The following is a 19,367-nucleotide window of genomic DNA, read 5'->3' on the forward strand; positions in this document are numbered from 1 at the left end:
CTGGAGTCTTTTCCCAATCCGCTTCCGGTATTTCTATTTTATAGATGTAGCTCATGGGGCTGATTTTATTCGCGCCTTCTAATCTACCATGTCTTTGTACTTATTTTTCCGCGTAGCTGAATTCACCCTGTGAACAGTTACATAAAGGCTTTTACCAACCATAATTGAAAGATCAAAGCACTTGTATCTAGCTTTAGATAGATACAAGTGCTTTTTTATTATTAAATAGTCAATACTAAAACTTAACCAAAAACCCCTTAAACCTTAAAAATAAGAAAATTTATTCTTAATAATAGTTGTATAAAGTAATCTTAGACTAAAAACAGACTAAAAGCTTCCAAAAGTCATCTTTGACCTTAAAGCTGACTTTTAAAAGGCAAATTGCAAAGGTTTCAACTTTCCACATCAATTTTAAATCATTTGTGAATTTATCTGCATCTTTTGGCGTCTTGACAGTTCGTTCAAAAGTATTTTTTCACAAATTAGATAGGTCTGCTACATCAGCATTTTTTCTGACTCTAGAAAGATTCACTAGAGTTTCAAATCTTGTTACTCAACTAGCGATCGCAGCAGTTTTGAGTTAAGTTTTCCCAGCCTTTTAAAAGTCGAAAGTAAGTTTTAGTAGCATCCCAATTTTGCAAATATGCCCAGCTAATACAGTTTGCGGCTATATAAGCAAAGGCCAATTACTCAGACTAATCTCAAATCTCAGCCTGAAAAATTAAGCTTTGTTTGTAAGCTAGCAACTTGCAGTCAGAGGGCGGTTTTGCACAATATGGAATGCACCCAGAAGTTTACAGGTTTCAATTAGGAGAAAATTACTATGGCTCTTTACGGCTATACAATCGGCGATGCTGATATCAGTTCAGCCACTGGTAACCAATTCCCGGTTTACCGCTTTCCTCTTACTCTTCCTCGTACTCCTGAGCTAGTACAAGTGGTTAACGTTCCGGATATTGCTAACCCAGACTTAGAAGGTTTGGGAACCAACCCCCTTACTGGAAGGGTAAGTGCCGTTAACGAACCAGATTCCTTCGGACCACCAACTATTGATCCAACTCTTCGGTTTGGTAATATCGATAGTCCTGGTCCTGCCGTCCAATTCAACGGTATATATAATACGGCAACCGTAACTAATCGTTTTGGAACTGAGACGGGTGCTGACTTTGGACGGGACTTCAGTCGCGGAACACCGGGTAACAGACCAGTAGTTCTGTACGCCCTTGGAGCAAACGATGATGCCAACTCCGTTCCTGGTGGGTCAGCAGAGCCAGTAGGAAGCTCTCTTTACAAAATTAGTGTAGGAGGTTCTACTAATCCCAATCCGAGTCCCACTGTGGCTCCCGATACGGTTAACCTTATAGACAGCACCCCTACTGATCGAGAAAGAGCCGGACTTTCACCTACTAATGGTATTAATAATGGTTTTCGAGATGGTGATCGTGATGGTATTCCAAATGAATCAAATGACGGTGTTCTTGTTGCGAAATATGCCGACGGATTAGCTGTAGATAACCTTGTTCTTGGTCCTACTCGCGCTTTTGCTAGCGATTTCAGAACCAGTGATGGAGATGGGAACCAGCTTCATAAAGTCGATCTGCTTACTGGTCAGTTATCTGCACCGATTCAGATTAGAACTACAGGAGGCACTCCTACTACTTATAACTTAGATTCTGGACTGGCATTTACTCAAGAATCCCCAAATGGGCTTTTTGCTTTGCTAGAGGACGGAACATTATTACGGTTCTCAAACTTCACAGACGAGCTCAACGCACCAGGACTGAGAGTTCTTGGCGGCTATAGTGGTGGTACCGCTAATGGCTTTGTCACCGTAGACATCCTTACTCCAGTCGCTTTACCAGCGAGTGGTGGTGAGTATGAAGGCTTTACAATTGTTAACGAATAACCAAGGGGTGAATGGCTAATCTCTTAGAGATGCTGATCGCTCTTTAGTTGGCTAGTTGAAAATTTCTTTCTAGTCCAACTATAAATACTTCCTAAATCGAGCTTCTCCAACCCTTCTAATTTTAGAAGATAGGTTAGACGAGAGGCTCGATTTAGGGTTTAAAAACTTAGGAATCTCCGGCACAACTTTACAAACACGCCAGGAAGTAGATCAATTAATCCCTTTTCTTACCAATTCTGGAATTTGAGAAGGGCGTTCAGCTACGGGAACTTGTACTTCTTTCAAAGCAGCTAATTTACTTTGGGCTGTGCCAAAATTAGGATCGCGGCCAATAACCGTTGCTAAAGTCCCAGTTTGACGCCAAGTTTTTCCGGGTGGTGCTTGTTTCCCGGCTATGTAGGCAATTACTGGTTTGTCAATTGCCTCAGCAATGTACCGTGCTGCTGCTTCTTCACTACCACCACCAGGTTGACCAACTAAAACGATCGCTTGTGTAGTTTCATCTTCATCGAGAATTTGCAGCCATTGCAGAAACGAGGAACCAACGATCGCATCACTACCAATGCTGACACTAATCGACTGTCCCAAACCAGCTTTTGTTAATTCGTAGGCGACTTCGTAAGTGAGGGTGCTGCTACGACTGACAATACCTACTGGTCCAGGTGTATAAAACTCGCTAGGTTGAGTTCCTAAGAGAATTTTTCCCGGTACAATTATCCCCGGACTATTTGGCCCTACTATCAAAGTCTCACAGGCTTCGGCTTTGCGAAGTAATTGCACCATATCCAAAGGTGGCACGCCAGCCGTGATAATAATAATTTGGCGAATCTTAGATGCGATCGCTTCCAATGCTGCATCTAGCACATCGTAAGGATCTACACAGATAATCGTCGTGTCAATTGCTCCAAATTGTTCTATTACCTCTTCTACTAAGTCAAATACTGGCAACTCGTACAATTCCTGCCCACCGCATCCAGGATTAACACCAGCTACCAAATTCGTACCATAAGCTTTCATTTGAGCAACATGAGTGCCTGATATAAATTCACAAAAGCCTTGAATTAATACTTTACTCTCTGGCGTTAGGTTCATAAAAAATTACCGTAAGTTTGGCAACCCAGTGCCTTGAACTACTGGGCATAGAAACGACAAGTTTATAGTGTCGTATTGTATTGATTCAATTTTTACTTAAATTACAAAAAATAGTCTTGAGGCTGAGTGTTCCAAAAGTTTTAAAACTCGCATCTAGCTAGGAATATTCAGTTTGAATGCAGTATATAATTTAGTTCCAGGAAGCAAAGCTGTAGTGGGTTTCAGCATCAAATTCAAAAATTTATGCCCGGCGGTAAAATTAATAATTTTTGAATTTTCAATTGGAACAAAATCACAGTCACTACTTCTTATTAGCCGTTGGTTTAGCAAGACGAGCTGCTGCTGCCACTGCCTCATCTAAATTTTCTACCACGATGAGCGCGTCGCTGTGGGTTTTTAATGTTGCTAAATATTTTCTAGCAGCATTAAATTCAGAACCAGCCAGACGGATAACTAAGGGTGAAAAATTCAATTCTCGCCGACTTGTACGACCATTAGAATGTACAACCTGTGATTGAAGTTCGCTGTTGTCTTGCTGCACAAATTTGGCTATAACTTCAGCTACTTCCTCACTTTGAGGAATACTACCCAAAAAGTTAATTAGTATTACTTGAATGCTTTTGTCAGCGTTCAGGATTTTCAGACTTGTCTCTAGGCGATCGCGGAAAGTAGTTGGTGTAGTATCTGTGCGAAAAGCATGACGTAGATTCAAACAAACACCTGGTTTGCCACCAGCATTAGCGACTAAATCCAAAGTTGCCATTACTGAACCAGTACCATTACCTAAAATACCGATTTTCCCATGCATTTCTACACCATCCCAGTTGCCCAAAATACTGTTGATTTCAGTACTGGTATGACGGCTAAGAATTTTTGCTGCCATCTCGGCGAGATCGGGATGACGCTTGATTGCCCGTTCATTGACCCTAACTTTACCATTAAGAGCCATAACTTGACTAGTAGTACTGACTGCCAAGGGATTAATTTCGACTAAATCCAGGTCTTTCTGCACAAATAAGTGGTACATTTTCTCTACAACGCTGCTTACTGACTGCATCAGCGTCCCCTGTAAGCCCATTTTCAAAGCCAGTCGTCGGGCATAAAATGGCGAGAATTCCTGTTCAACGACGACATGGTGCATTCTTTCTCCAGCAGATTCCCAATCGATATCTGCTTCTTTGCAACCTAAAAGTACTGGTCGGCAAACAGCAGTGTCTAAAACCACTGCGAGATAAAATTCCTGACTGGCATCGTACTGAGCTTCTGCTAAAACAACTTCCGGCAACTCGCCCCATATTGGTAAACTAAAGATATTTTGGGCAGCTGCTATCGCATCGATAGTCGTTTCCGCAAACCTGACTCCACCAGCTTTTGCCCGTTCCGCTCCATGTACTTGAGATTTCAGTACAATTGGAAAGGCAATTTTTAACCGTTTCAAATCTGTAGGATGGTCAATTCGTTGGGAAGGCAATACGGGAATGCCTATTTTCCCGAACCATTCTTTAACTTGGTATTCTAATAAATCCATTGATACACCTTGTATTGACACTTTTCAAGCCTTTGATTAAGGCTGTCTGAATATTTTGCAGCACCTTTCTTGCAGAATTAAGCTTTTGGCGGCTATAAAAACTTATTTTTCACGAATCAATTTTATCGAATTCAGCAAATTAGGCAAATTAATTTCTATAGCTAACCTGTTTGTGCCAGAGCCACAAGACGTAATTAATCTCCTCAGTAAATTTTTGAGCATAGAAGATAACTAGTATATCTGTCAAAAACCTCTAAACAGGATTTTTTCCGAAATAAATGTAGCTCGGCAAACAATTACTGCTCTTTTAATTTTTGGTTAAAAGTCGAAATTTGTGTTAGAAAGTTGGTCGTTCAGATTTTGAGACTGTGGTTGGTTAAATTGTGTATTTGCATACAACAAACCGAAAAAGTTCGTTTCAACCCCTTAAAGATAATCAAAACAATATAGAAGTTTAGCGGGAAAGCTCTATGAAAGTGGCAGTCCACCAGGAAGACTTACAATTTTTAGCCAAAACTTTGCAGGAACAATTGCTTGTAGAAGTCCCGTCAGCTGAAGTCTTCGAGGTTAAGTGTGCTGTCAAAAAAGACGAGCTAATGGTTTTAGTGCAACACACATCAGATATAATAGTTAATCATCAGCTAATTTTTGCAGTCCTTGAAGAAGTACTCCAGTCTCTAGCACCCCATAAAGAGCAACGGGTGCAATGTTTCCTCAGAGTTTTTGGTGAACAACTCCCTTATGCCAAATGTTTTCTAACTCTCAAGCAAGAAAAGGTATGGGCAGCATGGGGAAATGAGGAAGCAGAGGGGCAATACTTTTCTTCCGTCTCTTCATCTCTGACCTATTCTCCATTAATTGATGAGGAGGAACCATTTGACCCGTTTGCAAATACGCCGAATTTGCCAACTTCAAAGCCAAGACACCAAGTTAAATCTATGCTGCTAGGTGCAGCTTTAGCGGGAGTTGTAGTCTTAGGTGGTGCTTATTTTCTAACTCCTCCTTGTGTGATGTTCGAGTGTAAAGAAATACAAAACGCCGAGCAATTACAAACAAAATCCCCGCAACTGATGCGCCGCGCCAAGTTTGAAAAAGAATTAGTTGCTGTACAACAACAACTTACAGCAGCCAGCGTAGCCCTGAATGCAATTCCTAGTTGGTCGCCCCGTTATCAGGTGTCAGAAGAACTAAAAGCAAGTTTGTCTGGACGGGCTGAAAAAATCAACCAGGTGGTCAAGGCTTTGCAGATGGCATCCTTAGCGGCACAAAAAGTTCAAACTCCCGCATATAGCCTAGAAGAATTACAAGCTAGGCAACATTTATGGCGACAGTCCATAGCACCATTAGAAGCTATAAGTTCTAATAGTGAACTTTATGGGTTAGTGCAAGGAAAATTACTTAATTATCGTGTCCGTTTGCACGCTGTAAATCAGCAAATATTTACTGAGGAAAAATGGCTGAAAAAATTAACAGCAGCAAAAGCCGTAGCCAATGCAGCCGAGAACCGCGAAGCTACTGCTAAATCTTTGAATGACTGGCAAAAGGTACGGTCTACTTGGCTGGTGGTAATTAATGCCTTGAATATCATTCCCCAAACTAGCCCAGGATACCAAGAAGCCCAAAAGCTGTTGATAGATTATAAACCTAAACTAGCAGCAGCACGCGATCGCGCGATTAAAGAACAATTAGCTGCTAAAACCTACCAACAAGCCGTTAGCACTGCCAAGCAAGCCAAAGTTTATGAACAACAAAACCAATGGCAAGCAGCCGTGACCTACTGGGAGCAAGCTTTGCGCTCTGCTAAACAGATTGACCGTGATAGCTTGTACTACATTCCGGCTCAGTCTCTCATCGAATCTTATTCAGCTACCTTCAAGCAAGCACAAGAAAAACTCCAAGTTGTTAGCAATTTGCAACAAACGCGTACTGACTTGGCTAAAACTTGTATTAATGGAATTCGGATTTGCATCTTTAGCATAGACAACAGAGGGATTATTGTCCGATTAACCCCTGAGTATGACCAAGTAAGGCAAAATAACTTAGTTAATCCTAATTCTGAAAACTTAGATACTGCCGTTGATGTTACCAATCACTTACAGAGCTTACGAGAAGCCCTAGCTGTAATCAGCGACAATGCCAGCCTGTCCCTTTTCCTTTATAATTCCCAAAGTCAGGTAATTTATACGCGGACGCTGGTAAAGTAAGTAAATTGGCATCATAAAACCAAAGCCTTAGAATATTGAAACCACAACCAGCATTTTTCTGTAAAGAGGTTTTCATAGAAAGCGATCGCCTCATCTAAGTTTATGGGACTAAGATTACAACTGTTCATCTGGACATGATATTATAACGCGCAAACTACTTAGGCACTAATATGTGAAATTACTTTCTCAAGCTAACATCTCCAAATTTTGACAATTCCATCTTCGCTACTGCTTACAAGTGTTTGACCATCTAAGCTAAACGCAACTGAAGTGACTTTACTGAGAGAGCCGTTATCACTTTGCTCCGAGACAGTAAGCAGTTCCTTGCCAGATTTCACATCCCAGAGCTTAACACTTCCATCCTGGCTTCCACTAGCGAGAGTTTGACCATCTGGGCTGAATGCAACTGAATTAATCTGATCATTATGTCCAGCTAAGAAATGAGTAACTTTCTTTGTACTCACATCCCAAAGCTGTAGATCCTGCTTAAGATGTGTTTCGTAGAATTACGGTAATATTGTCATTAATTAAAGCTTGTTGCAAATAAAGACTTTTTTTGTTTTACCATAAATTGCCATATCTTTAACCTGTAGACTTTTCAGGGTATTTTGTCTCCCCCACAAGGAACCTGTATATCGACCTGTTGACACTAGGAAAAGCAATAAGTAGGTGGGTGAGAAAATTTATAACTATGTCATTGCGAATGGAGCGAAGCGAAATGAAGCAAGCACAAGGGTCTTGAGGTTTTTACGTTTTGTTACATAGTTCGGTTTATTTCAGCCAACCTACTTACCTATGTGGCGAACAACTTACACTGAGTATTACATTTTAGTTAGTCGCAGCGATCGCATACCTGATGCAGACCTTTACAGTTTTGGACTCAAAGATCCTATTTCTGCCTTTCCTGTACATTTGCGCCAGGGAGAATCTGAGACTGTGATTGATTGCAAAGACTACTGAATGGAATCTATGAACGTGCCAGATTTGACCTAGCGATTGATTATTCACAACTGCTAAAACCAGTGCTACCGCTTGAGCAAGAAAGCTGGGTAAGATAAATGTTGGAGAAGTTAAGCTAAAAGTTATCTTATGTAATGAGTCTATTCATGAGGAAAAACTTATGGCAATGGTTCTAGATAAAGTAGTTCCTTTTGGAAGGTCAATGGATGAATATATCAAAATATTCAATTTAACAAACGCAGATTTAAATAAAAGAATCGTTGGGGTTGGGGACGGGCCAGCAAGTTTTAATGCTGAAATGACACATCAGTGTAAAAGTGTAGTTTCTGTTGATCCACTGTACCAATTTTCTGGTGATGAAATATTACAAAGGTTTAATGAAGTCGTAGATAACATCGTTGACCAAGTAAAAGCTACACCAAATGATTGGGTATGGAGCTATCATAAATCTCCAGATGACTTGCGACACAATCGCGTGAAAGTCATTCAAAGATTTTTATCTGATTACGATGCTGGCAAAAAAAGCAACAGATACATAGTCGGTGAATTACCAAAATTGGCATTTCAAAATCAAGAATTTGACATAGCCCTTTGTTCACATTTATTATTTTTATATTCAGACCATCTCGATTATGATTTTCACCTAAATTCAATAGGTGAGATGCTGCGTATTGCTCAAGAAATCCGCATATTTCCCCTCATAACTTTAATGTGGGAACCTTCACAACATATAGATAAAATAGTAAAACATTACACATCCAAAGGTTATAGGATAGATATTGAAAAAGTTGAATATGAACTACAACCTGGTGGAAATCAGATGTTAAAGATAACTAGAAATAATGTAATTTGTAATTCATAATTCATCATGACGCTCATTCGCCCTATGTTACCAGTCATCTATTCCGACGAATTTCTAGATCACAAAACGGGAAAATACCATCCAGAGAAGCCAGAACGCTTGATTGCGATCGCTAACGCCTTAAAAGCCGCTACCTTTGCCGATAAAATTGCCTGGCGATCGCCCACACCAGCATCAGAACAGCCATCATTAATGTCTTCGTTGGTTAAAGCTCATAGCCCAGTGTACATCAAAAAAGTTTGGGAAATTGCCTCTAGTGGCGGCGGCCCTTTGGATGGAGATACGCCTATTTCCCCACGCAGTTATGATGTGGCATTGTTAGCAGTCAGTGCTTGGCTGGATGGAGTTAAGGCTGTACTAGAGTCCGCTAATCCGGCTTTTGTGCTGGCGCGTCCACCGGGACATCATGCTGAAAGCGATGCGGGTATGGGCTTTTGCCTATTTTCTAATGCAGCGATCGCCGCTTTATTTGCCTTAGAACAACCCGAAGTTAACCGCGTCGCCATCCTCGATTGGGATGTACATCATGGTAATGGTACTCAAGCGATCGTCGAAACTCACCCGCAAATTGCCTACTGTTCCCTACATCAGTACCCATGTTATCCCGGTACTGGGAGAGCAACAGAACGCGGTTTTCACAATAATGTCTTAAATTTACCCATAGCTCCCGGTAGTGATATTGCAGTATATCAGCCGTTGTTTGAAAAACAGGTCGTACCGTTTTTAGCCGCCTTTGATGCGGATTTACTGATTGTAAGTGCTGGTTATGATGCCAGTGCAGCAGATCCTTTGGCAAGTATCAATTTGCAATCAGAAGATTATGGTTTATTCACCGATTATTGTCTAAAACTAACTCGTAAAGTTCTCTTTGGCTTGGAAGGTGGCTACGACTTTGACGCACTTTCTCAATCAGTTGTAGCGACGATTGAACGTTGTGTATTTTAGGTACTTCATTTTTATTAAGGGAAACCTCGGAATTACTCATTGAGTAGCTTTCGTATATGTACTGGAGTAAATGTATATAACAAGTAATTTACTCCGTAAATTTTTTCAAGAAATCTTTTTTAGCTTTGACAATATAATCTGCAACATAGGCGATTTGTGGATATTTATTTTCATTATTATTTTTGATTGAGTTTACTAATTTAACAACTGTATTTACGTAAATTTATGGTGATACGACTTTATACTCTTACCTAACTCAAGTAATTTCTTTGACAAATGCTTTTTCAAATTCATCAAATCTTCAGAAATAAAAAGTTTGAACGTGTTCTGAAAGAGCTAAAGTTTTGTTAAGATGCAATTGCTAGCACTTTCTCATCGAAATTCACCTATCAAGGTGTGGAGAAGTAAAAAGTACTAGCAGCACAAAATTCAAAGGGTGAAGGAATGACCACCTACATTTTTTTCGATCAAGCCTTACAGATGCTGACAAACGCCTATTTGATGTCAGCAATCCTGTTAATGGGAGCTTCTGGTATAGGTTTGGCGGTAATTGAAACAATAGAAAAGACAGGAGAACCCTAAGTTTCTACATGGCAATGTACTTCTTGCCAAAAACCATTGAGTGCAAGTGTTCGCCATAAAGAAATTCTGGGAATACTAAACTATGAAAGTCTCATAGCGTTGCAGTCTCACCTGGGAACCCACCAAACACACAGGTAACTGCACTGCTATCGAGACCCTAACCAAGGAGCTACTACAATGGGTCTATTCGACGCTGTATTGGGAACAGAAAGCCAAACTCAAACAGCACTCAATCCAGAGGAAGCTTTTGCTGTCATCGTCTTGATGGCAACAGCCTCAGACGGTTATCTTTCTGTTGAACAAGTAAATTATATTACTTCTGTGCTGTCTCGGATAAAACTTTTTAAAAGTTATCCCCATGAGATGATGAATAGACTGTTTGACAAAATCCTGGATATTCTCCGAGGAGATGGTTTTAATAGTTTATTTAATATAGCTAAAGAATCTCTATCCCAAGACCTGCGCGAAGCAGCTTTTGCAGTAGCGACCGATTTAGTCTTAGCTGAAGGTATAATACCTGAAGAAGAAAAAAACTTCCTAAATGATTTATATCAAGCTTTAGGCGTTTCTAGTGAAATTGCAATACCAATTATGCAAGTAATCTTGATTAAAAATCGAGGATAGGGCAATAAAGCCTATGCCCAATTAGAGCATATAAATAGCTTATAAATAAAGTGTGTCAAGGAATTAAGCTGCTTTGACATTATTTTTGGAATGGTCAGATTTCTGACTTCTTTGAAAATAGAACTTACGCATTGACAAAAATTAGACTATGTGTATTTAAGCCTACCTCTTGTGCTAGCTGTTCTAGAATTAATAGAATTATGCCTCTTGGTTTATCAGCTAGGATAAAGACAATAAAAAATTACAGGTTATGAGGTCAATCAAATTGACTCAAGACTTGTAGTTACAGAGTTTTCACACAGTTATTAATTTTAATAACCAATTTTTTTTAGTATTATAGCGTTTCCTAATCAGATAAGGTACATCATAGCCCCCTCTCGAAGAGCGGGGAGGGGTTCTTGTACCTCACTCAACTGAGAACCGCTATAATTTCTTTTCTGATTATCAGGTAAGTTACTGTTTTTGTAAAGCGAGAAAAGTATGTAATTTTACAAAGTTAATACAATCAAGCAAGTGGCTGTTTTTGTATACACATCAGAATTTTAGAGTTTTACCCCGATTTATCGAGCCGTTACTGAATAAGTCTTTAAGTTAAGTAACTGCTTGGAAGCGCTTTGAGTCAGTAGCAAGTGGTAAATTTTACGCACTACTGACTACTTTTGAATTGTCGCTGAAAATCTCAATAAATATGTTGATTTACACTCAGTTACTTATCTTGAACTTTTATACATATCTCAAACATTATGCGAATCATACATATTTTGAACCATGTTCAAGAAATAGGTAACGGTATTGTGAATGTGGCTGTGGATCTTGCTTGTTTACAAGCAAAATCTGGTCATGAGGTAGCGGTCATTTCTGCTGGTGGTGAATACGAGGCATTACTAAATATTTATGGCGTCAAACACTACTTACTAGACCAAACTAGGAAACCAATAAGTCTTATTAAAGCAGCTGGGCGTTATCGGGCGATCGCAGCAGAATTTCAGCCGGATATTGTTCATGCCCATATGATGACCGGAGTCATATTAGCACGCATTTTTAAAGGGCGCAAGTATGCTTTAGTTTCTACAGTCCACAATGAATTTCAACGTGCTAGCTTGCTGATGGGTTTAGCTGACAGGGTAATTGCCGTCAGTAAGGCTGTGCGAGATTCCATGGGAAGGCGCGGTATCCCACAAAATAAGTTGCGGGTAGTATGCAATGGAACTTTGGGTAGTCCTCGCACCCGACAAATACAAGATTATCAACCTTTAGCATTACAGCGCCCAGCGATCGCTACCGTAGCCGGAATGTATCAGCGTAAAGGAATCGTTGAGTTAATCGCTGCCTTTGCACAAATTGCCTCAGATTTTCCCCAAGCGCATCTTTATTTGGTAGGAAATGGCCCTGATAAACAGCTATTTGAGGCACAGGCACTGGCAACTTCTGTAAAAGAACGGATTCATTTTGAAGGCTTCCAACCTGAACCTCAACGCTATCTCAAATCTTGTGACATATTTGTATTAGCTTCCCACCGTGACCCTTGCCCTCTGGTACTTTCGGAAGCTAGGGAAGCTGGAACTGCAATCATTGGCACTCAAGTAGATGGGATTCCTGAAGCTTTGGACAATGGAAAAGCAGGTCTTTTAGTGCCAGTAAAAGATAGTAATGCTTTGGCTGGGGTTTTAGGGCAATTACTGAGTAATGCCGATATGCTGCACGAGTGGAAACAACGGGCAAATCAAAACCTAGAGCGGCTTAAGGTTGCCCGTGTCCATCAAGAAACACTCACAGTATATCGTGAGTTAAAACGTTAATAGTGTAGCGATCGCTTTAATTTTAAAGCTACACCTAAAGCACCAAAGACCAATACACCCAAAACGTTAGTTGATTCAGGAATGGCGGTGTAATAAGCACTCACTTGGATCGGCCCATCTTGATCCGCTGGTGGGGGTGGTGCTGATGCAATGATTCCACCACCAGGGGATAAATTAGGCTGGGTAGAGAATAGATTGAAAAACACGGTTCCGTCTGGGATTACGCCACCACTATAAGTAATAATGCTGCCTTCGACAGTAACGTTTGTAAAGATATCCTCTAGTTCAGGAATACTAGAGAAACCAATCTTCCCATCTCCATCAACATCTCCCCACCGCACCGGCTCATTCTCAAATGATGGATTAGAATCAGGATTACTATAGAAGAGCGTTTGTAAGTCAAATACCAAGCTTCCGATATTATTCCCAGTGCCATTTAGCAAGTTGTTGGCTCGGTCTGGGACACCATATTCTATTATTTGCCCTGGTAGAATATCTGCTCCAAGAGTTCTTGGATCTCTCATTTCGCGTATGTCTTTATTTACGTCCGTCACGATGGGTTCTACAAAGATGACGGCTCTCGCTGGTGTCAAAGACAAAAAACTAATCCCTGCTGCTCCTAGAACAGACAAGGCTATTTTTGTTGCTATTGTAGTCATATTTCTGCCCTCTTCATGTTGATTAAGAGAATGCTATACCGCGTAGGTTAAATCAAACAGCAAAAACTCATTTTTAAATGGCTATCTATTTGCTAGATAAATAGTGGTTAATGCTATGTCTGCTCACTGAGTTTATGTCTACTCATAGGTTGATTTATAAAGCAATTCTTGTAATTCTTTATCACGATAACTACTAATTTCATGCAATCTTTATAAAAAATCTAAATTAGACCTTATACGTTGACAAATTGGACAATATATGTGTTTAAAAATTTGATTTAGATCCTTAGTGTATAGGCATAGGATAAAGCGAATTAGGGGAACTGATGAAAAAGAGAATTTATTTTACAATTATTGCAGCGATCGCGGTCTTTGGTGCTGGTCTAGTTGCTGTAAACAATACAACCAATTCCTTAGCACAAAGTAGCGAGAAAGTATCTGCAAGTACTGAAATGGTTGAGGGTTTGACAGTTACAAGAATAGAGGGGAGTATTATTGCACCTACGCAAAACCTGTCCCTCTCCTTGGTAATGAGAGGGGTTAAAGTCAGGACAGGGTGCAATACGGTTCGGTTAATGTTTTTTGATGGAAATTCTAGCTCGTAAAGACGCGATAAATCATCACAAAGACGCTATAAATCGCCGTCTCTACCAAAGACTGATTATTGTAGAGACGGTGATTCATCGCGTCTATTGCCTTAACCGAACAGTATTGGGACTGGGTGAGGTTTTTGTTTTGGGTAATTCGATATCAAGGATTCAAATCCATTTTTTCGTAAATCCACGTAAGCGGATTAACACTGGCTTCGCCCAATTTCCACCCATCAAATCGTGTAACAGAGTATAAAAACAGGGTATGATAAACAGCGTCAGCACTGTTGCCAAAGATAAACCCGAAAACACTACTACACCTAATGGTTGCAAAAATTCTGAGCCTTCCCCAATTCCTAATGCTAGAGGAAACATACCTAAAACAGTGGTAATAGTTGTCATTAACACTGGTCGTAGGCGTTGAGGTGCAGCTTTCAAAATGGCAGTTTTCCGGTCAACTTTTTCTCGTTCCAGAATTTGATTGGCCAATTCTACCATAATAATGGCATTATTGACCACAATACCCACCAGCAAAACTGCACCGACAATCACTGTCGCCCCAATTGCAGTTTTGGTGATGTAAAGCCCGAAAATCCCCCCAGCTAACGCTAAGGGAATTGTAAACATAATTACTAGCGGGTCAATGAGGGAATTGTATTGCACCGCCATCACTACAAAGACTAGAAAGGCAGCTAATCCACCTAAAAGTTGCAATGAACTTTGCAACTGCTGATTAGATTCAGCTGCTGCACTGGGTAAAATGGTAATCCCTTCAGGTAAATCTATACTATCTAGTACCGTACTCACCTGTTCTAGGGCACCACTGAGGCTAGCTCCCTCGGTCAAGTTGCCAGCAATTAATAAAACCTGACGCTGGTTAATTCGCTGAACTTCTCCAGGCGCTTGAGCTTCGGCAATTTTGGCAACATCACTCAAGCGGACTTGCCGATTGTTATCCACAAATAAAGGCAATCTTTCCAATTGAGAAGGTACTTGTACTGATGCTTCATTCAACTTTACCCGGACATCAACTAAACGGTTGCCGCGTTGCAACTGAGTTGGTATACTTCCTTCGATCGCAGTTTGAATTGTTTGTCCTATCTGTGTAGCAGTTAGCCCCAAAGCTGAAACCCTCTCCCAGTCAGGAAGAATTTGAATTTCTGGTTGGCGATCGTCTGCATCGGGACGAAATCTCGCTAAGGTGGCTTGTTCTTCTAAAGCTTTTAGCACCTGACGACCAGCTTCTTCTAAAGCATTTACGTCATTTCCCTCAAGGATTACGTCAACATCAGCACCACGGACAGGAGAGTTGCTGAGAATTAAACCCCGCACTTGACCAGGGTTAAGGCGCAGTCGAATTCCTGCTAAATTTAACTTGTTTAACTCTTTGGTAACTCTTTCTACGTAAGCTTGCACATTAGTACCCGTTTTCAAGGTAATATTGCTGGAAGCTCGTAGGGCATTAGCATTAGTAGTGTTGCCAAAGAGGGAACCACCAATTGTAGAGAAAACATATTCCGTTTCTGGCTGCTTGCGGATAATCTCATCTACCGCAACCATTACTTTCTGGTTGGTTTCTAAAGGTGTACCGGGAGGAAACTGGGCATTTAAGTTGGCTTGTCCGGTGTTGATGCGGGGAAGAATTTCTTGGGGAATTTGGGGAGCTATCCACAAACTGCCGCCGCCGAAAACGATAATAGCGATCGCTACTGTTGCCCACCGCCAGCGTAATATCCCAGTTAAAAAACTGCCATAACCCCTTGTAGCAGCATCAAAACGGTTATTAAACTTTTGCAACAGCCAAAAATTGCTCAAACCGCTAGAAAACTTCCATGCCAACATCCGGGAGGCGAACATCGGTACAACGGTTACGGCAATTAAAATTGAAGCGGCTACAGAAAAGGTGATGGTAAGAATTAACTCATTGAATAGTAATGCGATAAAACCACCAATGAGCAAAAATGGCAACACCGCTACCAAGTTCGTACTAGTGGAAGCAATCAAAGCTGATTCTACTTCTTGGCTACTTTTTTCTGCTTGAGAAATTAGTTCTTGGGAATTTAGGCGGCTTTTACTATCCTTACCGGGAGTCATCCCAGCCCCCTCGGCAATGTTCTCTAACATGACGATGGAGTTATCTACCACAATACCTACACCCAGCGCCAAACCACCCAAACTAAAAACGTTGATAGATAAGCCAAATAGCCCCATCAAGATGATGGCAGCTAGGCTTGCTAGGGGGATGGCGAGGACGATGATGAAAGTTTGCCGCAGAGAACCGAGAAATAGGAGAACTGCGATCGCTGCTAGTGCAGTACCGATCAATCCAGAACTGGTAACATTCGAGATCGAGTTACGAATAAACCGCGACTCATCTAAGGTTGGTGTCAGAACTGTCCCTTCAGGAATTAAACCGGACTTCCGAAGTTCTTCCAAGCGTTTTTTCACACCCTCGACAACGTTGATGGTATTAGCATCCGGCTGCTTTTGAATACTGACTTTTACAGCTTCTTTCCCGTTGAGTAAAACGTACACCCGTTGCTGTTCTGAGCCATCAATGACTTCGGCAAAGTCGCGTAAATAGACGCGGCGGTTGGGAGTAGAGGAGGTGGGGGGAGATGAGGTAGTCGAGGTAGTCGAGGTAGTCGAGGTAGCGGGGGAAGAGACTTCAAAAGAAAGATTGTTGATTTCATTGGCATTTTGGAATCGCCCGACTGTACGGGTTAATGGTTCAGCATTCTCCCCTAAAAGCCGACCGCCAGAGATATCTAGGTTGCGATCTCTGAGTTCATCTAAGATATCGGTCAAACCTACACCTACAGCTTGCAAGCGATCCAAATCAATATTTACCCTAACTTCTTCTAGAACTCCGCCCGATATGTCTACCCCTGCGACTCCGGGTACAACACCCAGTTCGCGGGCTAGTTCTTCTTCAGCAAAAACGCGCAAATCCACACCTTCTAGGGAGGGTGAAGTTAATGCCAATTCGTAAACAGGTAGCTGGGAAGGATCAACTTTAAATAAGCGTGGTTCTTCGATGGTTTCTGGTAATGTGTTTCTAGCTCTGTTAAAAGCAGCCGTAGCATCATTTAAAGCTTGGTCAATATTGCCACCTGGCTGAAAATACAGATCCAAATTTATCTGTCCCTCACGAGTTTGAGAAAAAATTTGAATCACGCCCTCGGTAGCACTAAAGGCTTGTTCTAATGGCCTTGTGACTTCATCAACTGCTACCTCTGGGGAGATTCCAGGTGCTTGTATTCGCACACCAATCCGAGGATAGGTAATTGATGGTAGTAAATCCACTGGCAATCTGACGACAAAAAATACACCCATTACTATCAATGCCAACGTCAGCATCAGTGTCCCGATGTGTTGACGGATTGATATGGCACTGATACTAAATCCGCCACTTTTGTTTACTTGTTGCATTACTATTGCTTTGCTCCAATTAAAAAGGCAAAATTAAAAATTCTCAAAGAGATTTAGAATTTTTAATTTCCTTTAGGCTCGACCTCTGCTGTTTCAGAAATAATCGATAAACGTACAGCGTCTCCATCTTTTAAGGGTTGACCACTGCGAACAACATAGCGTTCTCCCGATCGCAAACCAGATAAAATTTCCACTTTGCCATCGGCTCTTTTTCCTAATGTCACAGCACGCGCTGCCACTTTCGCTTTGCCTTCTGTTTCTTTGACCACAAATAGCGTCCCAGCAGGGTTTTCTGCCCCGGCGGTATTAGCTGCGTTGGCCGGGGAAGATGACTTACCTATATTCTTGGAGTTGTTGCTGCTTGCTTGTTTCTGGATAGCTGTTTGCGGTACGACTACTCGCTGTTGAGTCTGGTTTTCAAAGTTGACTCGCGCCAGTAGTCCACTGCCAATTTTGGCTTGAGCGTTAGGAATCACTACCTCTACAGGTATTAAGCGAGCGATCGCATCGGCAGCTGGAGAAATGCGCGTAACTGTCCCAGCTAATGCTTCGTTGGGGAAGGCATCTAAACGAACTTGTACAGATTGTCCAACCTGAATTTGTGCCAGTTCTAATTCGGAAACTTGGACAACCACTTTGACACGGTTAAAGTCGCCAATCTTCAAGACTTCACTACCTGCTTGCAGAAGATTGCCGGGTTCTGTAACCTTTTCTATAACTATGCCAGTGATGGGGGATGTCAGCCGAGCGTAAGAACTGCGCTCTTTAGTTTGGGCAACCAATGCTTGCTGGGCAAGTACTCTACCTTGGGCGGCAGCGACGGCTTGCTGTTCTGTACGAACTTGCTCTTGGGCTGCCCGGAGTGCCTGGGCTGCTGTTTGCGCCTGGGTGCGTGATTGCTGGGCAGTTTGTTCTGCGATCGCTCCGGCTTTGAATAGATTCTGTTGCCGTTGTGAGTCTGCCTGAGCTTGTACAACTTCTAGCCTCGCCCGTTCAACGTCAGCACGGGCATTGCTTATCTGAGTCGTTGCCCTCGCTACTTCTGATTTCAAGGCTGCTAATTCTGCTTCTGCTTGCTTTAAAGCCGTCAGTAGCAGGACATTATCTAACTGTCCGACGTTTTGCCCTTGTTTAACCGCATCACCCACATCTAAATTCAAAGCCAACAACCGGGCTTCTACTTGCGATCGCAGTGATACAATCCGAAAAGGTGTTGTATTACCTGTATATTCTGGTTGTTTTTGCAGCAAGTCAGTTCGAGCGATCGCTACATCTACAGGTGTTGCAGCACCACCGCGTTGCCCACTACCAGCATTTTGAGATTGTGCATCTGCTGATTCTTTGGGTAGTGATCCGCAACTTGCCATCAGCAGTCCTATGCCTACCAAACAGGGAATTAATAAACTTCTCACAGAGGTGGAAGAAAGGGAATAATTTCCTTCTTCACCTTTTGCACAAGTGCTTTTTGCAAGAAGTCTACTCTTCAAATCTGCGGTAGCCACCTCAGTCTTTACAACTGAGTCTAACTCGATGTTAATTAGCTTTTTAGCGGCTACGGGATCTGTCATTTTCACCTGTTTCTGCGGCTTATTTGTGTCCAAAATCATTTATTTTTCTCCTATTGGGGAGCTTTTGGGCTTAAACAGCCGTGTTTTATCAAGTAATTGTGAGAGACATCATCAACGGAAAACGGCGAGAAGGAATAAGCTGTCTAACAGTAATTTTCTGGCTCGAAAACTACTGTTTTGCCACAAAACTCCAAAACTCTCACCGCTCTACTTCTGACGCAGAGGTAGATAATCTTCTTGCAGTTAACAAATTATAAACTTAATATAAATATTTGTCATGTTCCTGGTATCTACCTATTAGGATAAACCTGGCTTTTTCTAAAGAAACGACTTGCATCTTCGCAAAAGAGATGCGGGGTGCTAAAAATAGCACCCCGCAATCCGTAGCGCTTGGTGATAAGAGAGCGCTAATTCCGATTAACCAATCACAAAATTGTCACCTCGACGTTTCGTGTTTTGAGCAAACTATGCTTGCAGCTATACTTTTGCAGAAATTGACCCAGAAATTAAATTCCTGAGCTAAGTATCAAAAAGTTGCAACTGGTGGTCTAGGCGGCTAAACGAAGAATTTGATCTAGCTCACGTGAGCGTGGCGTCAAGTCCCCTTCAGGAGCGG

14 protein-coding genes and 1 pseudogene are annotated in these 19,367 nt (G+C 41.6%); 9 read left to right on the forward strand and 6 right to left on the reverse strand.

Going from position 1 to position 19,367, the window contains the following annotated elements; all coding sequences use genetic code 11:
* Nucleotides 1-823 precede the first annotated feature (823 nt).
* Nucleotides 824-1,906, forward strand: a complete 1,083-nt coding sequence (locus ACEW80_RS06605) for a hypothetical protein (protein WP_373525834.1) — start codon at nt 824-826, stop codon at nt 1,904-1,906.
* A 210-nt stretch (nt 1,907-2,116) separates the two neighbouring features.
* Here ACEW80_RS06605 and ACEW80_RS06610 read toward each other — a convergent pair whose 3' ends face one another.
* Both ACEW80_RS06610 and ACEW80_RS06615 read right to left on the reverse strand, forming a co-directional pair.
* The gene (locus ACEW80_RS06610; protein ID WP_373525835.1) at nt 2,117-2,998 is read right to left on the reverse strand and encodes a CoA-binding protein; all 882 of its coding nucleotides are present in this window, start codon (nt 2,996-2,998) and stop codon (nt 2,117-2,119) included.
* A gap of 301 nt (nt 2,999-3,299) precedes the next feature.
* On the reverse strand, nt 3,300-4,526 hold the full coding sequence (locus tag ACEW80_RS06615; RefSeq protein ID WP_373525836.1) for an ATP-grasp domain-containing protein: 1,227 nt from the start codon (nt 4,524-4,526) through the stop codon (nt 3,300-3,302).
* 470 nt (nt 4,527-4,996) lie between these two features.
* Between ACEW80_RS06615 and ACEW80_RS06620 the strand changes: the two genes are divergently transcribed.
* Entirely contained in the window at nt 4,997-6,730 is a 1,734-nt protein-coding gene (locus tag ACEW80_RS06620; protein WP_373525837.1) for a hypothetical protein, read from the forward strand.
* Between the two features lie 191 nt (nt 6,731-6,921).
* On the opposite strand, the gene ACEW80_RS06625 is transcribed toward ACEW80_RS06620, so the two are convergent.
* Nucleotides 6,922-7,194, reverse strand: coding sequence for a WD40 repeat domain-containing protein (locus tag ACEW80_RS06625; RefSeq protein WP_373525838.1), 273 nt, complete (start codon nt 7,192-7,194; stop codon nt 6,922-6,924).
* A 331-nt stretch (nt 7,195-7,525) separates the two neighbouring features.
* Here ACEW80_RS06625 and ACEW80_RS06630 point away from each other — a divergent pair.
* From ACEW80_RS06630 to ACEW80_RS06655, 6 genes and pseudogenes are all read left to right on the forward strand, one after another.
* A pseudogene (locus tag ACEW80_RS06630) lies at nt 7,526-7,788 on the forward strand (DUF4058 family protein).
* Between the two features lie 62 nt (nt 7,789-7,850).
* Nucleotides 7,851-8,552 carry an SAM-dependent methyltransferase gene (locus tag ACEW80_RS06635; protein WP_373525839.1) on the forward strand — a complete coding sequence of 234 codons (702 nt, stop codon included), beginning with the start codon at nt 7,851-7,853 and terminating at the stop codon, nt 8,550-8,552.
* 24 nt (nt 8,553-8,576) lie between these two features.
* Nucleotides 8,577-9,497, forward strand: a complete 921-nt coding sequence (locus tag ACEW80_RS06640) for a histone deacetylase family protein (RefSeq protein WP_373525847.1) — start codon at nt 8,577-8,579, stop codon at nt 9,495-9,497.
* A gap of 444 nt (nt 9,498-9,941) precedes the next feature.
* Nucleotides 9,942-10,079 (forward strand): hypothetical protein, encoded by a 138-nt coding sequence (locus ACEW80_RS06645; RefSeq protein WP_373525840.1) that lies wholly within the window; start codon nt 9,942-9,944, stop codon nt 10,077-10,079.
* A 177-nt stretch (nt 10,080-10,256) separates the two neighbouring features.
* A complete protein-coding gene (locus ACEW80_RS06650) occupies nt 10,257-10,703 on the forward strand; it encodes a tellurite resistance TerB family protein (RefSeq protein ID WP_373525841.1) in 447 nt (148 codons plus the stop codon).
* A 743-nt stretch (nt 10,704-11,446) separates the two neighbouring features.
* Nucleotides 11,447-12,502: a glycosyltransferase family 4 protein gene (locus ACEW80_RS06655; protein ID WP_373525842.1), complete on the forward strand. Its 1,056-nt coding sequence runs from the start codon at nt 11,447-11,449 to the stop codon at nt 12,500-12,502.
* On the opposite strand, the gene ACEW80_RS06660 is transcribed toward ACEW80_RS06655, so the two are convergent.
* Nucleotides 12,499-13,161 carry a hypothetical protein gene (locus ACEW80_RS06660; protein WP_373525843.1) on the reverse strand — a complete coding sequence of 221 codons (663 nt, stop codon included), beginning with the start codon at nt 13,159-13,161 and terminating at the stop codon, nt 12,499-12,501. The two genes, ACEW80_RS06655 and ACEW80_RS06660, sit on opposite strands and share 4 nt — an antisense overlap.
* A 326-nt stretch (nt 13,162-13,487) precedes the next feature.
* Between ACEW80_RS06660 and ACEW80_RS06665 the strand changes: the two genes are divergently transcribed.
* On the forward strand, nt 13,488-13,766 hold the full coding sequence (locus ACEW80_RS06665; RefSeq protein WP_373525844.1) for a hypothetical protein: 279 nt from the start codon (nt 13,488-13,490) through the stop codon (nt 13,764-13,766).
* A gap of 153 nt (nt 13,767-13,919) precedes the next feature.
* Here the strand turns inward: ACEW80_RS06665 and ACEW80_RS06670 are convergent, their stop codons facing one another.
* Both ACEW80_RS06670 and ACEW80_RS06675 read right to left on the reverse strand, forming a co-directional pair.
* Nucleotides 13,920-17,183, reverse strand: a complete 3,264-nt coding sequence (locus tag ACEW80_RS06670) for an efflux RND transporter permease subunit (RefSeq protein WP_373525845.1) — start codon at nt 17,181-17,183, stop codon at nt 13,920-13,922.
* Nucleotides 17,184-17,245: 62 nt separating this feature from the next.
* Complete coding sequence (locus ACEW80_RS06675; protein WP_373525846.1) at nt 17,246-18,790, reverse strand: efflux RND transporter periplasmic adaptor subunit; 1,545 nt, start codon at nt 18,788-18,790, stop codon at nt 17,246-17,248.
* Nucleotides 18,791-19,367 lie beyond the last annotated feature (577 nt).

This window comes from Nostoc sp., assembly GCF_041747015.1.
GTDB lineage: Bacteria > Cyanobacteriota > Cyanobacteriia > Cyanobacteriales > Nostocaceae > Nostoc.

Coding starts and splice junctions, on each gene's coding strand:
- ACEW80_RS06655 (WP_373525842.1), top strand. CDS start 11,447: ATGCGAATCATACATATTTTGAACCATGTTCAAGAAATAGGTAACGGT.
- ACEW80_RS06675 (WP_373525846.1), bottom strand. CDS start 18,790: ATGATTTTGGACACAAATAAGCCGCAGAAACAGGTGAAAATGACAGAT.
- ACEW80_RS06615 (WP_373525836.1), bottom strand. CDS start 4,526: ATGGATTTATTAGAATACCAAGTTAAAGAATGGTTCGGGAAAATAGGC.
- ACEW80_RS06620 (WP_373525837.1), top strand. CDS start 4,997: ATGAAAGTGGCAGTCCACCAGGAAGACTTACAATTTTTAGCCAAAACT.
- ACEW80_RS06640 (WP_373525847.1), top strand. CDS start 8,577: ATGTTACCAGTCATCTATTCCGACGAATTTCTAGATCACAAAACGGGA.
- ACEW80_RS06645 (WP_373525840.1), top strand. CDS start 9,942: ATGACCACCTACATTTTTTTCGATCAAGCCTTACAGATGCTGACAAAC.
- ACEW80_RS06665 (WP_373525844.1), top strand. CDS start 13,488: ATGAAAAAGAGAATTTATTTTACAATTATTGCAGCGATCGCGGTCTTT.
- ACEW80_RS06650 (WP_373525841.1), top strand. CDS start 10,257: ATGGGTCTATTCGACGCTGTATTGGGAACAGAAAGCCAAACTCAAACA.
- ACEW80_RS06605 (WP_373525834.1), top strand. CDS start 824: ATGGCTCTTTACGGCTATACAATCGGCGATGCTGATATCAGTTCAGCC.
- ACEW80_RS06635 (WP_373525839.1), top strand. CDS start 7,851: ATGGCAATGGTTCTAGATAAAGTAGTTCCTTTTGGAAGGTCAATGGAT.
- ACEW80_RS06610 (WP_373525835.1), bottom strand. CDS start 2,998: ATGAACCTAACGCCAGAGAGTAAAGTATTAATTCAAGGCTTTTGTGAA.
- ACEW80_RS06660 (WP_373525843.1), bottom strand. CDS start 13,161: ATGACTACAATAGCAACAAAAATAGCCTTGTCTGTTCTAGGAGCAGCA.
- ACEW80_RS06670 (WP_373525845.1), bottom strand. CDS start 17,183: ATGCAACAAGTAAACAAAAGTGGCGGATTTAGTATCAGTGCCATATCA.